Origin of the sequence: Fontivita pretiosa, assembly GCF_050410795.1 — a bacterium.
In the GTDB taxonomy this organism is placed as follows: Bacteria; Planctomycetota; Phycisphaerae; order Tepidisphaerales; family Tepidisphaeraceae; genus Fontivita; species Fontivita pretiosa.
The window spans coordinates 1,840,518-1,855,928 of the sequence record NZ_CP191258.1; the positions used below are offsets into that span (position 1 = coordinate 1,840,518).

Sequence of the window (15,411 nt, forward strand, 5' to 3'; positions counted from 1 at the left end):
TTCGTTTATTCGACAATTCTTCGTGGGTTGCCGTTTATCCACAAGGAGAGGGGCATGAACCGCATCCCCGCCGGGGCGGGCGTGAACCGGAGTCTTCCAGCTTCGAGAACTCGGGCACTCATCGCCTGCGGTGTGATCCTGCTGCTGGCATCACTGCTGAGCACCCGCCCCACCGATGCACAGACCTTTGTATGGAACAACCCTGCCGGCGGAAGCTGGAGCGACTCGACAAACTGGACGCCTCTGGGCGTGCCCACCCTTTCCTCGCAGACGTCGGTTTTCAACCTCAACTCGACCTATACGGTGACGCTGTCAGCGCCGACGACAACCGGTACGCTGAGCTTCCAGTCCGGAATCGTGCATTTCGCCGCCGCCACCGCCCAATCGTTCAATGTCGCCAGCGCGATCTTCAGTGGCGGGCAGGCGACGTTGGGCACCGGCCTGAGCTTCGCCGCGGGCGGGCCGGTCTGGATCGGCCCGTCGGCATCGCTGACGCTGGCGGGCAACAGCGCGGCGATCGCCAACGTGCTCACGATCGACGGCGGACACCTCAACCGCAAGTCCGGGGCGTTTTTGCCCGGGCCGGCCATTCAGGTCTCTGTGCTGAACGGCGGGACGCTCAGCAGCAGCGGCTCGCTGAGCTTCGGCGGCGGAACGATCACGCTCAGCGCCGGCGGGGTGCTGGCGGCCGGATCCTCGATCGATCTTGGCGACGCCGCGATTGCCTCGGGCACGATGACGCTGGTGGTGGATGGCGCCGGATCGGCGCTGTCGGCGGCGGCGCCGCCCGGGTTCGCCTCCGCCTGGGGCATCGGCGGCGCGGACGTGTCGGCGACTTTTCGCAACGGCGCCACCGCCTCCCTGGGAGATCTGAATCTGGCCAACAGCATCGGCTCGGTCGTCAATCTGAGCGTCGATTCGGGCGCATCAGTGCAACTGGGCAGCCTGCGACTGGGCAATGGCGGCGTGGCAACCTTTTCGCTCAACAGCGACACCAGCAGCGCAACGCTTGTCGGCGAGTCGGGGCTGGCGGTGGGCGGCTCTTCGGCACTGACGATCGTCGCCGGAACCTTCACCAGCGGCACGGGATCGATCTCGATCGCCGCCGGCGGGCGAATCCACGTGCTCGGCGGCAGCGGCACAGCGCGATTCCACGCCAATGGCGATCTGTTCGTCGCCAGTGGCGCCCGGCTGGATGTGACGGATCCGGCGGCGGTGTTCCAGCTTGCCGCGGGTCGAACCTTGCACGTCCAGGGCGGCGGCAGCGCGACCATCAATTCCCCACTGAGCCTGGCCGGCTCCGGTGCTGCAATCTCCTCGGGGGCCACGCTCAGCGTGAACAACACGCTCGACATCGGCGCAGGCGCCGACGGCACGATCAGCATCACCGGCGGAGCGCTGTCGGCGCTGACGACAAGCCCGGTGTCGCTGGGCGCCGGCGGGGCCGCTGGATCGTTCACCATGACCGGCGGGATTGCGACCATCAACGGCGTCATGCACGTTGGCGCAGGATCACAAAGCGGATCAAGAGGCGTGGTGAGCATCGACGGCGGCGCGTCGTTGACGCTGGGGCAACTCAATGTCGCAGCCGTTCAGGGCAGCAGCGGGACCGTCACTTTGAGTGGCGCCGCTTCGCGGGTGAGCGTCAGTCGCATCATCGTCGGCAATAACGCGACCGCCGGCGGATCGGCGACGCTGCGCCTGAGCGGCGGCACACTCACGATCCAAGGCGCCGCCGGACTCGCGGTCGCGACCAGCGGACGCGTCGAGCTCGACGCCGGAACGATCAATACCTCATCAATCACGATCACCGGCGGGCAGTTGCTCAGCGCATTGGATCTGCCCCGCAGCGGCGCCAACATCGCCATCAGCCAGGGCGGAACCATGAGCCTGATCAATGGCGGATCGATGGCGGCGGGACGGACGCTGGCGGTCGGCTCGGGGGCGCGGCTGGATGTGGGCGGCGGCGGCTCGCTGACCGTGGGAATGGGCTCGACCACCACGGCGGCCAGACTGAGCGTCGGCGGCGCCGGATCGCACCTGTCGGCGCCGCGGCTGGTGGTCGGCGCCATCAGCGGAGCCAGCGGAACCGTCAGTTTCACCGCCGGCGCGACCGCGAGCATCGGCGAGCTGGAAGTCGGCGCGCGGCCCGGCACGACCGCGGGGTTGGGGCTCATGGAAATCCTCTCAGGCGCGAGGGTGAACGTCGGCACGAGCCTGCTACTGGTCTCCAGCGCTGGCGCGTCAATCAACGTCTGGGGGCCGGGAAGTGCGCTGAACGTGGCCGGTGTGGCGCAGCTCGGCACTGGCACGCACAGTGCCACCTTGACGCTCAGCAGTGGCGGAGCTTTCAATGCTGCCACCCTGCTGATGAGCGGCGGCGGGATCGTCCAGATGAACGGCGGCGCGATGAGCATCGGCCAGTTCGCGCCCGGATCGACCGGCACGATCAACTTCGCCACCGGAACGCTGACGCTTCCGCAGAACTACACCCTGTCGATCGCCCCCGGTGGCCTGTTGGGCGGCAGCATCAGCCTGGACGCAACCCGCGCGCTCTACGCGGCGGGCACGACGGAGCTGGGCGGACTGTCGGTGTTGAGAATCGCCGGGGGAACCTTCGGCACCGGCACACTCGCGGGCGTGGGCGTGCTCCAGTTCGAATCCGGCCGGCTTCTGGTCAGCGGCGGCGCGGGGCTGAGCATCGCCTCCGGACATCCTCTGGGAGCCTGGTATGAGCTGGGGGCCGGGCGATCGCTGGGCGTGGGCGCGACCTTGAGCATCGGCGGCGACGGGCAATTGACGCAGTCTGGCGGATCGATCGACGCGGGCTGGCTGCGGATCGACGGGCAGTACGTCTATAACGGTGGTGCCGCCGCTGTGACCAACAACGCGCAGGTGGCTGAGGGCGGCATGCTGCTGATCGCGCCGGCACGCGCGCTCGGCTTCGCCGCGACCATCGAAAGTGCCGGCGAGATTCGCTTGCAGGACGCATCGCGTCTGGGTGGCCAGGCGATGCTGGTGAACCAGGCCGGCGGCCTGATCGTCGGCGACGGCACCGTCGCCCGGCCGCTGCTCAACACCCCCGGCGGCGAAGTGCGCATCGAGGCCGGGCATAGCCTGCGCTTCACCTCCAGCGGCTCTGCCAACCAGGGACGAATCAACCTGCTGGGCGGGACGGTTCAGTTCACGCAGGGATTGATCAACTCCGCCACAGGCGCGATCGATGGGCGAGGGGCGATGCTGTTCGGAGCCGACGGGCTGAGCAACGGCGCAACGGTGTCTCTCAGTGCGGGAGTCTCGGACATCTTCGGAAGCGTGTCGAATCAAGCCGACGGCCGACTGATTGTGACCGGCGGCGCCACCGGCGTGTTCCACGACGCGGTCAGCAACGCCACCGGAAGTGAGCTGCGCGTCTCGGCGGGCAGCACCGCCGTGTTCCTGGGCGCCGTCAGCGGACTGGGCGCCATCACCGGCAGCGGCACGACGATCTTCGAGGGTCTGGCCAGCGCCGGCGCCCTGCTGAACAGCGGAACCAGCATCGTCCAGAAGGACGCGACTCTGTCGGCCAGTTCCATCCGGCAACACGGGTTGATCGTGCGGGGTGCAGCGCGTGTGGAAGTCGGCGGTGGCGACAGCCGCACCAGCCGCGTGGACTCATTAATTATCGAGAGCGCCGACGCAAACGGGTCCGGACGGCTCGACCTCAACGACAACGCCCTGATCGTCCAGAGCGCGACATTGGCGACGATCACGTCGCAACTCCGCAACGGCCTGGAAAACAACGGCCAATTCGACTGGCAGGGTTATGGCATCGCCAGCACGCAGGCCAACGCGAGCAACATCGCGGCTGGAAGCTTTCTGTATGGTCTGGGCGTTGTGCTGAACGATCTGGCTCAGGTGGGAGGCAGTGGGCCGATCTATACCACCTTCGCCGGACAGACGTTGAGCGGAAATGAGATTCTGGTGAAGTTCACGTACTTCGGTGATGCCGATCTGTCTGGCTCGATCGACGCCACCGATTATTCGCTGATCGACAACGGGTACGTCAACACGTTGACCGGCTGGATCAATGGAGACTTCGACTACTCCGGTTCGATCGACGCGACGGACTACGCCCTGATCGACAATGCCTACGTCAATCAGGCCGGTCCGCTCGCTGAAGCACTCATTGCCGAGCACGCCCGGATGTTTGACGGCGAGTACATTGCGGCGTTGCGAGCGGTTCAGTCGGGTGTGATTCCCGAGCCCGGCGGCGTCGGAGCGTGCCTGGCAGCGCTGCTGGCCGCCGCCAGACGCTCGAGAGTGTCATGCCGTTGCGCCCGACACTCGCATCACGCCGGCGTGATCCGCCGATCCCGGTAGCGCGCCGGCGTCTCCCCCACGGCGGTACGGAAGGCGTTGGTCAGGTGCTGCACACTGCTGAAGCCGGTGCGGCTGGCAATCTCCTTGATCGTCATCTCCGGCACCATCAGAAGCTCCCGGGCCGCATTGATCCGCACGCGCACGATCTCCTGATGAATCGTGCGTCCCAGCACTCGCTTCATTCGCTGCTGAAGCAGCGGGCGTGACAGCCCCACGTGCGCCAGCACCTGCTCGACGCGAAGCCCCCCGCTGTTGCAGGCGTGCTCGCGGATGAAGCGCACGGCGCGGTTGACCTCTTCGTCTTCGCTGGCCAGCACGTCCGTCGATCGCCGCGTCACCACCCCGCGGGGGGCGACTTCGATCGGTTTTTTCGGCGGCTTTACGCCGTTCATCAGCCGATCCAGCAGCGCCGCGGCCTCGTAGCCGATCTGTTCGGCGTTGACGTCCACGCTGCTGAGCGGGGGGATCGACAGCTCGCACAGCGGCTGGTCATTGTCCACGCCCACCACCGCCACCTCGTCGGGCACGTGCACGCCGACGCGCCGGCAGGCGTCCAGCACGTACAACCCCCGCACGTCGTTGCAGGTCATCACCCCCACCGGCTTGGGCAGCGAGCGGATCCAGTCCTCCAGTCCAACCATCTCCAGCGAGACGGCGTTTCGGGCCTGCTCGGGCGAAAGCGTGAACATGTGACAGTGATATCCCGCGCGCTGCACGGCTCGGCAAAACGCCTCGCCTCGCTGGTCGAACCACGCGTGCCCGGCAAACCCCTTGCCGCAGTAGCCGAAGTTCTTCAGCCCGCGATCCAGCAGATGCTGGGCGGCGGCTTCGGCGACCATGCTGTGATTGGCACAGACGCTGGGAAATCGCGGATCGCTGCGGGCGCGGAGGTTGACCACCGGCACGCCGAAGCTGGCCAGCAGGTCGGCCGGCACGGTCACGCCAATGCCCCCGATGATCCCGTCGCCGCGCCAGTCGCGCAGCCACGCCGGCAGCGGATCCCCGAACCCGCGCGGGTGGAAATAGGTCAGCCAGCCCCCGTGGCGGCGGTTGTACTTGGAGATCCCCGCCAATACCCCCCGACCGTAGGCGATCGATGTTTCGATGATCAGTGCAACGTGGCGCATGAACGTGTCGAATCCCGCAGCCGCCTGCCCCGCTTCCCCGCCTGCACCTGCCCTGTTTATTCTCATTGCATCGCCACGACATCCGCCTGTCAATCGCCACAGCACGACGCCTTCACCGCTGCCGCCGGCGCTGCACCTGCGGGTTGCCGATCCGGCCAGCCCGCTACCGCAGGCGTCGCCTACGCGTTAGACTCGACGGAATATGTCGCTTTACACCATCGAAACCGGCGGGGAGCTTCGCCCGGGAATCTCCCAGGAATGGCTGCTGACCAACGGAACCGGCGCGTTCAGCTCCTCGACCGTCGTCGGATGCAACACCCGGCGCTATCACGGGCTGCTGTGTGCCGCGCTGGCCCCGCCTCTCGGACGCATCATCGCCCTTTCACGCATCGGCGAGATTCTCCTGATCGACGACAGCCAGATCCGCCACGAATTGTCGGTCAACCAGTTTCCCGGCAGCTTCCATCCCCGTGGCGATCGATATCTCAGGCGATTCGAGCTGGACCAGATCGCCCAGTGGCACTACCAGGTCGAGGCCGCAACCGTCACCAAACAGGTCATGCTCCTGATGGGCCGCAACGTCGTAGCGGTGCGGTATATCGTGGACCCCGGCCCGCACCGGCACATCCGGCTGAGCCTGCTGCCGTTTCTGGCGATGCGCGATTTCCATTCGCTGCGCCGCGGAACCGAGGGGCGATTCGACCTGAGCAGTCGGGGCAACGAGCTGAGCATCCGACACAACGACCTGTCGCTGCACCTGCGCTGCGACGCGGCGCAGTTCATCGAGGCGCGCGACTGGTGGCGGGGGCATTTCTACGCGATCGAGGCCGAGCGCGGGCTGGATCACCTGGAAGACCTCTTCCTGCCCGGACGCTTCGAGTGCACGATCAGCGCGCCAACCACGCTGACTCTCATCGCCTCCACCGAGCCGGTCCAGAACCTGGACTGGGATGCGGAGCAGCGGCGGCGGGAGGCGCGATGCGGCGACCCGGGCAGCATCGTCCTTCGCAAACTCCACCGCGCCGCCGCCGATTTCATCGTCGCCCGCAAATGCCCGGATGGTTCGATCGGCTCGACCATCCTCGCCGGCTATCCGTGGTTCGGCGACTGGGGGCGCGACACCATGATCTCGCTTCCGGGGCTGCTGTTGTGCACCGGGCGGCACCGGGAGGCGGCGCAGGTGCTTTCGCTGTTCGCCAGCTACGTCAGCGAAGGCATGATCCCCAACAGGTTCGACGACTACACCAACCAGCCCAGCTACAACACCGTCGATGCCAGCCTCTGGTTCATCCACGCCTGCTTCGAGTATCTCAAGGCCAGCAACGACACCGCCACGTTCGAGCAGAAGCTGCTGGGCGCCTGCCGCCAGATCGTCGCCGGCTACATGCGCGGCACGCGCTATCACATCCGCATGGACGAAGATGGGCTGATCACCCAGGGCGATCCGACCACGCAGCTCACCTGGATGGACGCCAAGTGCAACAACGTGGTGTTCACGCCGCGGCACGGCAAGGCCGTCGAGATCAACGCCCTGTGGTATCACGTGCTGCGGCTGCTGAAGGAGGACGATCTGGCCGAGCGGGTGAAGCGCAGCTTCGCCGCCACGTTCTGGATCAGCCCGTTCCGCGGGCTTTGCGATGTGGTTCATGACAGGCGGCGTGACACGAAAATCCGCCCCAACCAGATCTTTGCCGTCAGCCTGCCCAACAGCCCGCTGAACCCGGACCAGCAAAGTGCCGTCGTCGAGGTCGTTCGCCGCGAACTGCTGACCCCCTACGGCCTGCGGACGCTTTCCCCAGGCGATCCGCAGTTCCGTTCCAGGTACACGGGCGACCAGTTCCACCGCGACGCGGCCTACCACAACGGCACGATCTGGCCGTGGCTCATCGGTCCGTTCCTGGATGCATATCTTCGAGTCCACCAGCGCAGCCCCGAGGCAATCCAGCAGGCGCGCGCCTGGCTTGGGCCGCTGCTCAGCGCCATGGACACGCACGGGTGTATCGGGCAGATCAGCGAGATCTATGAAGCCGAGCCGCCGCATCGCCCCGTCGGCTGCTTCGCCCAGGCCTGGAGCGTCGCCGAAGTCCTGCGGCTGGCCACGGAATTGAAGCTTTAACAGAGACGGCTCGAAGACTCAGCGTCGCTTTTTCTTGCGGTTGCGGTCTTTGGGCGGGGTCCAGCCGCTGCGTTTGGTGCGAAGCATCGGCCCGCCGGGCGCGCCCAGGCTCGCCAGCCCGCCGCCCATCAGGCTCTTCATCAGCTTGAGCTTGCCCATCACTCCCATCCCCCCGACGGCGCGCATCATGTCCCGGCTGATCTCGAACTGCTTGATGAACTGTCCGACCTCGCTGAGTGGCACTCCCGCGCCGGCCGCGATCCGCCGACGCCGCATCCCGTCCAGAATCTCCGGCTTTTTCCGCTCCTCGCGCGTCATCGAGTCGTAGATCGCCCGCATGTGCTTCATCTGACGCTCGATGTCCCCCTCACCCATGTTCAGATCCTTGGTCAGCTCGCTCATCCCGGGGATCATCCCCATGATCTTGCTCATCGGACCCAGCTTCTTCACCTGCGTCATCTGGGCCATGAAGTCGTCGAGCGTGAACTGCCCCTTCTCCATCTTGGCCTGGAGGCGCGCGGTCTCCTCCTGGTCGAACTTGGTGATCGCCTCGGTGACCAGCCCGACGATGTCACCCATGCCCAGGATCCGCTGGGCCATGCCCTCGGGGCGGAACTCTTCCAGCCGATCCAGCTTCTCGCCGACGCCCAGGAACTTCACCGGCTTGCCCGTGACCATCTTGGCGCTGAGCAACGCCCCACCGCGGGTGTCGGAATCGAACTTGGTCAGGATCAATCCGTCCAGCTCGAGCTGCTCGTTGAAGGCCTTGGCGCTGTTGACCGCGTCCTGCCCGGTCATCGCGTCCAGTACCAGATAGATCTGATGGGGATTGATCTGGGCGTTGATCTCCTTCAGCTCGTCCATCAGCTCCTGGTCGATTGCCAGGCGGCCGGCGGTGTCGAGGATGACCACGTCGCACCCCTGCTTCTTGGCTTCGGCGACGGCGGCGCGTGCGACGGCGACGGCGGCGCCGCGCGCGACCTGCCCGTGGGGCGCGACCTTCGACTCATCCGTATAGACCGGCACATCCACCTGCTGCCCGATCACGCGAAGCTGCTCCACCGCCGCCGGACGCTGAAGGTCCACCGCCGCCAGCAGCGGATGCCGGCCCTTGCCCTTCAGGTACAGCGCCAGCTTCCCGCAGGTCGTGGTTTTGCCCGACCCCTGAAGCCCGCACATCATGATGATCGTCGGACCCGGATGCACGAAGTAGATGTTCGTGTCCACCGGACCCATCAGGTTCACCAGCTCGTCATAGACGATCTTGACCATGAGCTGGCCGGGCTGAAGGCTCTTGATGACCTCCTGTCCGATGGCCTTCTTGATCACGTGCTCACAGAAGTCGTTGACGACCTGAAGGTTGACGTCGGCCTCCAGAAGCGCCGTGCGGACATCCCGCATGGCCTGGCGGATGTTTTCCTCGGAAATGCGTCCCCGCCCCGAGAGGCTGCGGAAGACGTTGGAGAATTTCTCGGTCAATGCATCAAACATGGTGCTTCACGTTATGGCCCGGACGATCGCCGGGCAAGTGGCCGCAACCACAGCAGCCGATCGCCACGGTCTCATGGGGCACGCAACACCACAGGCTCTTTGCGATATCGCGAAGCTCCAAACCGCACTTCGTTGTTGACCACCTCGACTCGCGCGTCGTCCCGGTCCCCCAACGGCACGGTCCGCACGAGCCGTAACACTTGATGGTCGCCCTCGCCCGCGTATGTGCTCGGCATCTTCGCGAACTCGACGAAGAGGACCGACTGAAAGATCCCAGTGCCGCCGGTGTTGTAGAAGGTGCGGAGCACGTGGTAGCGGTTGGAGAGGACGCCGAGGTGCTGGTAGGAGTATGTCTGCTCCAGGTCGCCACTATGCCACGAGGTTCTTACCTGCGAGTGTTCAACCCTGACCGGACTCCTGAATTGGTCGGTACCGAACGCAGCATCGAGGTCCACCACGCGAACGACGGCGTCGCGATCGGCTAGCCGGCCCTCAAATAGATGGACCAATGCCGGATGGATGGGCTGTCCGTTAAAAACGAATTCCGTGGTATTCGGTGGCTGCGCAATCGCGGGATGATCGTCGTGACGATCACGATCGAGCGTCCCCTTCATGCAACCGCAAAGCAGAACGACCGTCACAACGACGATACTGTGAACGGCACGTATCGTTCGCCGTTCATCATCACGGAAAGAGAGGGGGTTCATTTGCGTCATTTGCCAATGACCTGCCCCCAGTTTTTGTACTACCCGTTATGAGAGTATGACCTGTTTCCGTTTCGCTCGCCCAGGCGCAGGGAGGGGCGCAGCCCCGACCGGAGCCTGGGCGAGCGAAGCGGCGAACGCCGCCGGGGTCACGTAACCCAGGCTCGAATGCGGCCGCCGGCGGTTGTACTCCAGCCGCCTCTGCTCGCTCAACATCTTCGCCTCGGCCAGACAGGTGAACAGCTCCGCATCCAGCAGCTCATCGCGCAGCCGCCCGTGGAAGCTCTCGGCGTAGCCGTTCTCCCACGCTCCTGCCCGGCTCGATGTACAACCTCTTCACGTTCGCCTGCTCCAGCCAGCGGCGGATCGCCCGCGCGATGAACTGCGGGCCGTTGTCGCTGCGCAGGTGCATCGGCATCCCCCGGATCAGCACGAGCTCACGCAGCACGTCGATCACGTCCACGCTCCTGAACGACCGCCGCGCCTCCAACGCCAGGCACTCACGCGTATACTCATCCACCACGCTCAGCCACTTCCATGTCCCCCCATCCTCCCTCCGGTCATGGAGGAAGTCCCATGCCCACACGTGATCCCGGTGCACGGCCCGTTGCCGCACGATCCCGTTGTCGCTGGTTCCCGGGCGACGCTTCTTGCGCTGTTTTGCAGGCACTTTCAGCCCGTTCTGCTTCCACAGCCGATGCACCCGCCTGCGGTTCACTCTGAATCCGTGCGCCCGGAGCAACGCCCAGATCCGCCGATATCCGAACCGCGGATGCCCCCCACCAGCTCCAGCATCCGCTTCACCAGCTCACGCTCGCCCTCTCGCGGCCGCGGCCGATACCGCTGCGTTGAACGCGGCTGATCGCTCACCCGGCACGCCCGACGCTGCGAAACCGCCAACCGCTTCTGCACGTGCCCAATGCACGCGCGGCGACACGCCGGGCTCACCCGTTTCCCAGGAACTCGTTGGCCTCCTTGAGGATCTGCTTGTCCAGCGTCAGCTCCGCCACCGCCTTCCTCAGCCGCCGGTTCTCCTCCTCCAGCTTCTTCAGACGCTTCATCGCATCGGCCTTCATCCCCCCGTACTGGTTCCGCCAGCGGTGGCAGGTCTGCTCGCTGATCGACAGCTTCTGACAGACCTGGCCGACCGTCTGCCCCGCCGACAACATCCGATCCGCCTCCCGCAGCTGCGCGATGATCTGCTCCGGCGTACGCCGCTTCCTGCGAACTGAACTCATCGAGAATCTCCTTGCCCATTCCGGGCTGATAGACTCTCATAGCGGGTGGATCAGCTCTTGGGGAGCAGGTCAGAGCAAGTCATGGCCCCTTTTCCGTGGCTTCGCGCGCGACCTTCGGAGACTGCTCGTGCCTCCATTGCCGCACCTTTCGCCACAGGACGACTGCACTACTGATCGACAGCAGTGCAAGAAACCAGCTCGGAACGACAGCTTCTACGCTGCGATCTCGAGTTACCCACGAAGTTCGAGTGTTGGCATCCGTAATAGAGTCCAGCTTCAAGCGCCAACCCAACGCTGCGGCATCAAGGATCGGCGGCTGATCGAAATGATAGCCGATGACTATCTTGATATTAGGATGTGGCCCAAATCCAGGGATTGGGCTGCGGAATAGGAAGTGGCCGATACCGATCGTGAACGGCTTCAAGCGGCTTGTCTTCAACGTGTTGATCACCGTCCCTTCGTCAGGATTCGTCGCGCTGTGGATGCCAACGCTAAAGTGCATTCCTAACCGTTCGAGCACCAAAGCGCTCGTGAACCTGACGACAGTGTTGTTCCAACGCCAATTCGCATCTTGGAATGCGAAGACAAACAGAAGTTGCGAACAGGGGCACAGTGCCACCAAGGCGACGAGCACAACAGCACATACAGCGCGACAGATTCGGCGCCGAAGTGAGACCTTCGGGCAACGCTCGTAGGGCAGCGAGGGCTGGTCATGGAACGAAGGCTTGTTCGGCGTCATTGAGACTCTCCAAGACCAGCTTCTGCACGTCAGCATCCTCTGCGATGCCTCTGCCCTTCGAGATCGGTGACCAGTCGTTTGTGTGGTCTAAGCCGCGTGGACCCCAGTCAATCGCCGCACGAGGGGGACGCGCTACAGCATCGATGCCCTTCTTGTCCGTAAGAACCTGCCACAAATGACCGATGGGCCTTCCAGTACCTGTCCAGTCTGCGGATTCCAGGTAGAGGATTTTAAGGGGTCGGGAGTATTTTCCGGACCGCGAAAAATGCTCCCGACCCCTTTTTCACCTCGCGCGCTGATCGAAGTCGAACACGTACCGATGGGGGAGGTTTTTGCAGAGGCACTCGTTGAAGACGGCGATCGGTGCATCAAGGTGCAACTTGACTTCCTGCATCTCACAGCGCGCTACCCCCGAGGCCGCGGAGCACCACTGCGGATGCCGCAGGCAAGCCGATTCCACAACGCGCTCAGCCAGGATCGCGGCGTCATAACCCTGCCCACCTTTGTAAGAAGAGCCTGCCTGCCCGCAGCCGCCCGCCGGTGCGGACAATGCGGAAGCGTAGTTACCGCGCGGCCGGCGCGCAAGTCAAGGAAACTCGGCCGAGAACTCCCAGCCACTGCGCCGCCGCCCCTTTTTCGGCGCGCCCGGCCACTCGATCTTCATGCGGGGGCGTTGTCCGCGCCTGCTCGGCGTGTGCAGCGATGGGACGAGTCGGAGCAGTCGCATGACGCGGATGTTCGAGTGCCTCGTGCTTACCCGCCGGGGCCAAGCCATCGTGTCGGATGGATGCTCGGACAACTACAGATGACTAATGAAGACTACAGATCTGCTGCGGCCGCGCTTCAAGACGTGGCTCCTGTATTGCCGGTGCCGGTTATTACGCGCGGTGGCGGCTCAGATTCGTTCGCCCAACCGGCATCGCACGAATACCTTCACACCAGGTCATTCGGCAATGAATCGTATACTCGCTTCTGCCTCGAAGATGTTTCGGAAGGGTGCGTGCGCGTCGCGCGCGGCCGTTGCGCTCATGCAGCGAAGGAGCACGCACCATGTGTGCCGTAAGAACCAGTTCATCGCGATCGTTGGAGAACCTGGAGTCTCGACTGCTCCTGGCCGCCGGGGATGTGGATCCGGCGTTCGCGGGCGGGCAGGTCATCCGGGATATTCTGGGTGGGGACGATTTCGCCTTCGCCGTCGCGGTACAGAGCGACGGAAAGGTTCTGGTGGCTGGCCGGGCGCGGGTTTCTTCAACGACCGGCAACGACTTCGCGCTGCTGCGTTTCAACCCCGACGGCACGCCCGACAGCACGTTCGGCGCCGGCGGGCTTGTCAGCACCGATCTTGGCTCGACTTCGGATTCGGCCAATGCGATCGTCATTCAACCCGATGGAAAGATCCTCGTGGCGGGGGAAACGCGGCGATCCAGCACGCTCAGCGACTTTGCTCTGGTGCGCTACAACGCCGACGGCACGCTGGACACGAGCTTCGGCACCGGCGGCAGCGGGAAGGTCTTCACGGACTTCTCCCTCGGCACGGATCAGGCCAAATCGGTGGCACTGACGGCCGATGGGAAGATCGTGGTTGCCGGCTCTGCGACCGTGAGCGGCCGCACGCGCGTCGCCCTGGCGCGATACACCAGCGGCGGCGTGCTCGACACCAGCTTCGGCTCCGGCGGCAAGGTCTCGACCCTGTTCATCCCCGGCACGGCGCGGGCCAACAGTGTCACGGTGCTGAGTGACGGCTCGGTTCTCGTCGCCGGAAACGTGCTGGATTTCTCCACCTCCGCGCAGGACTGGGTGGCGATGCGTTACTCGGTCACTGGGGTGCTGGACAGCGGCTTCGGCGCCGCCGGATGGGCGCGGATCGACATGGGCGGCGACCTGGAGACGGCCAGCTCCCTGCTGGTGCTATCCGATGGGCGGATCATCCTGGCCGGCGACAACAGCGACAGCACCAGCGGCACATCCGACTTTGCCCTGGCGAGACTGCTGAGCGACGGGACGATCGATTCGTCCTTCGGCAATTCGGGGCGCGTGCTGGCAGACTTCGCTGGCGAATTCGATCAGGCCACCTCCGCAACGCTCCAGGCCGACGGCAGGATCGTCGTGGCGGGCCTGGCGAGCGTCAATGGCACGAGCTGCTTCGGGGTGACGAGGTTCAGTCCCGACGGCGCGGTCGATACCGGCTTCGGAACCAACGGCCTGGTCATGCTGTCGTTCGGCGCCGGGGACGTGGCCAACGCCGTCGCCGTGGATCAGGCCGCGCGGATTGTCGTCGCGGGCTTCACGATGGACTCGGCAGGGGATTTCGACTTCGCGGTCACGCGCCTGCTGGGCAACGCCGCTCCCCAGGCCAATGCCGGATCCGGATACGTCGTGACCGCCGGCCAGAGCGTGACACTCGACGGCTCGGCCTCCAGCGATCCGGACGGCGCGATCGTCGCCTACGAATGGGACTTGGATTACGACGGCAGCCTGTTCGACACGGATGCAACGGGCGTGACCGTGAGCTTTTCGACGGCCGGGCTGCTGGCCCCCAGCACCCGCACGGTGGCGCTGCGCGTGACCGACAACCAGGGCGCGACTCACATCGCCACCGCCAGCGTGACGGTGCTCGCCCCGCCCCAGCCACAACCTCAGCCCGAACCCGACCCGCAACCGCAACCAGGATCGGTTGTCTTGCTGGATGATCCTGAGCATCCGGGCATGAAGATCCTGCGGTTCACCGGCACGCACCAATCGGATCATGTCAGGTTCCTCGGCCGCAAAGGATCGGTCATCGAAGTGCGGCTCAACGGAAAACGGCTTGGTTGCTTTGCCAACGTCAGCCGCATCCTCGCCTACGGCGAAGACGGCAACGACACTCTGCACGCCCGCCGCGCGCAGGTGCCGGTCGAGCTGTTCGGCGGCAAGGGGCATGACCTGCTCATTGGATCCCGACTGAGCGACATCCTCGTCGGCGGGGATGGGAACGACCACCTGTTCGGCGCGGCAGGCAGCGACCTGATCGTCGGCGGTCTGGGCAAAGATGACCTGCACAGCGTCCTTGGGGATGACCTGCTGGTCGGCGGCGAACTGAGCTTCCAAGCCGATCCGGCGACGCTGCGATCGATCCTGGCGAATTGGACCAACCACGGATTGAGTCTGCGCGATCGAATCTCCAGGCTTTTGGAGCCGTCGGCGGTGGTGGACGACATGGCGCGCGATCACTTCTTCGCCACACCGGGACGCGACATGCTGTTCACGGGCGAAAACGACAAGGTTCACGTGCTCAAGACGCCAAGGGCGGCCAGGAAGTGAGGGCATTTCTCCTGGCGAAGTCCAGCGGCTGCGGGCGAGCCCATCCTTCGGCAATCGCCCGACCCACGCTACGCCGGCGCCTTGGGTCGGCAGTGCGGGCAATCGCCTGAGCCTGCCACGAAATTCCGGCAACGCCTTTCCGTGTCACGGGCGTCTCGCCCGTGCCCAGCGGCATGAAGTGATGAAGAGCACGGAGATCAGACTTTCGAACTCGAGCGCACCCTGCATGGCCGGGACGGCCATGCCACAGTTGATTCGTCTGGGCTTTCATCGCACGCACCTGGAAGTCTGAGCGAGAAACGCGGGTGGTCTGAGAGGTGTATAAGCGACAGGC

The 15,411-nt window shown here is 65.0% G+C and carries 7 protein-coding genes and 1 pseudogene; 3 read left to right on the forward strand and 5 right to left on the reverse strand.

The annotated features are described in order from the left end of the window. Nucleotides 1-54 precede the first annotated feature (54 nt). Nucleotides 55-4,362 (forward strand): beta strand repeat-containing protein, encoded by a 4,308-nt coding sequence (locus tag ACQS5P_RS07560; RefSeq protein WP_428940288.1) that lies wholly within the window; start codon nt 55-57, stop codon nt 4,360-4,362. Here ACQS5P_RS07560 and ACQS5P_RS07565 read toward each other — a convergent pair. Next, nucleotides 4,332-5,489: a XylR family transcriptional regulator gene (locus ACQS5P_RS07565; protein ID WP_428940289.1), complete on the reverse strand. Its 1,158-nt coding sequence runs from the start codon at nt 5,487-5,489 to the stop codon at nt 4,332-4,334. The genes ACQS5P_RS07560 and ACQS5P_RS07565 overlap by 31 nt on opposite strands. Before the next feature lie 202 nt (nt 5,490-5,691). On the opposite strand from ACQS5P_RS07565, the gene ACQS5P_RS07570 reads away from it, so the two are divergent. Then, nucleotides 5,692-7,605, forward strand: a complete 1,914-nt coding sequence (locus ACQS5P_RS07570) for an amylo-alpha-1,6-glucosidase (RefSeq protein ID WP_428940290.1) — start codon at nt 5,692-5,694, stop codon at nt 7,603-7,605. An 18-nt stretch (nt 7,606-7,623) separates the two neighbouring features. On the opposite strand, the gene ffh is transcribed toward ACQS5P_RS07570, so the two are convergent. From ffh to ACQS5P_RS07590, 4 genes and pseudogenes are all read right to left on the reverse strand, one after another. Further along, a complete protein-coding gene (gene ffh / locus ACQS5P_RS07575) occupies nt 7,624-9,096 on the reverse strand; it encodes a signal recognition particle protein (RefSeq protein ID WP_428940291.1) in 1,473 nt (490 codons plus the stop codon). A gap of 71 nt (nt 9,097-9,167) precedes the next feature. Further along, a complete protein-coding gene (locus ACQS5P_RS07580; protein ID WP_428940292.1) occupies nt 9,168-9,812 on the reverse strand; it encodes a hypothetical protein in 645 nt (214 codons plus the stop codon). A gap of 36 nt (nt 9,813-9,848) precedes the next feature. Next, nucleotides 9,849-11,038 (reverse strand): annotated as a pseudogene (locus ACQS5P_RS07585) (IS3 family transposase). 79 nt (nt 11,039-11,117) lie between these two features. Further along, the gene (locus ACQS5P_RS07590; protein ID WP_428940293.1) at nt 11,118-11,777 is read right to left on the reverse strand and encodes a hypothetical protein; all 660 of its coding nucleotides are present in this window, start codon (nt 11,775-11,777) and stop codon (nt 11,118-11,120) included. Between the two features lie 1,050 nt (nt 11,778-12,827). On the opposite strand from ACQS5P_RS07590, the gene ACQS5P_RS07595 reads away from it, so the two are divergent. Then, the gene (locus ACQS5P_RS07595; protein WP_428940294.1) at nt 12,828-15,077 is read left to right on the forward strand and encodes a PKD domain-containing protein; all 2,250 of its coding nucleotides are present in this window, start codon (nt 12,828-12,830) and stop codon (nt 15,075-15,077) included. Nucleotides 15,078-15,411 lie beyond the last annotated feature (334 nt).

Coding starts and splice junctions, on each gene's coding strand:
- ffh (WP_428940291.1), bottom strand. CDS start 9,096: ATGTTTGATGCATTGACCGAGAAATTCTCCAACGTCTTCCGCAGCCTC.
- ACQS5P_RS07590 (WP_428940293.1), bottom strand. CDS start 11,777: ATGACGCCGAACAAGCCTTCGTTCCATGACCAGCCCTCGCTGCCCTAC.
- ACQS5P_RS07595 (WP_428940294.1), top strand. CDS start 12,828: ATGTGTGCCGTAAGAACCAGTTCATCGCGATCGTTGGAGAACCTGGAG.
- ACQS5P_RS07580 (WP_428940292.1), bottom strand. CDS start 9,812: ATGACGCAAATGAACCCCCTCTCTTTCCGTGATGATGAACGGCGAACG.
- ACQS5P_RS07565 (WP_428940289.1), bottom strand. CDS start 5,489: ATGCGCCACGTTGCACTGATCATCGAAACATCGATCGCCTACGGTCGG.
- ACQS5P_RS07570 (WP_428940290.1), top strand. CDS start 5,692: ATGTCGCTTTACACCATCGAAACCGGCGGGGAGCTTCGCCCGGGAATC.
- ACQS5P_RS07560 (WP_428940288.1), top strand. CDS start 55: ATGAACCGCATCCCCGCCGGGGCGGGCGTGAACCGGAGTCTTCCAGCT.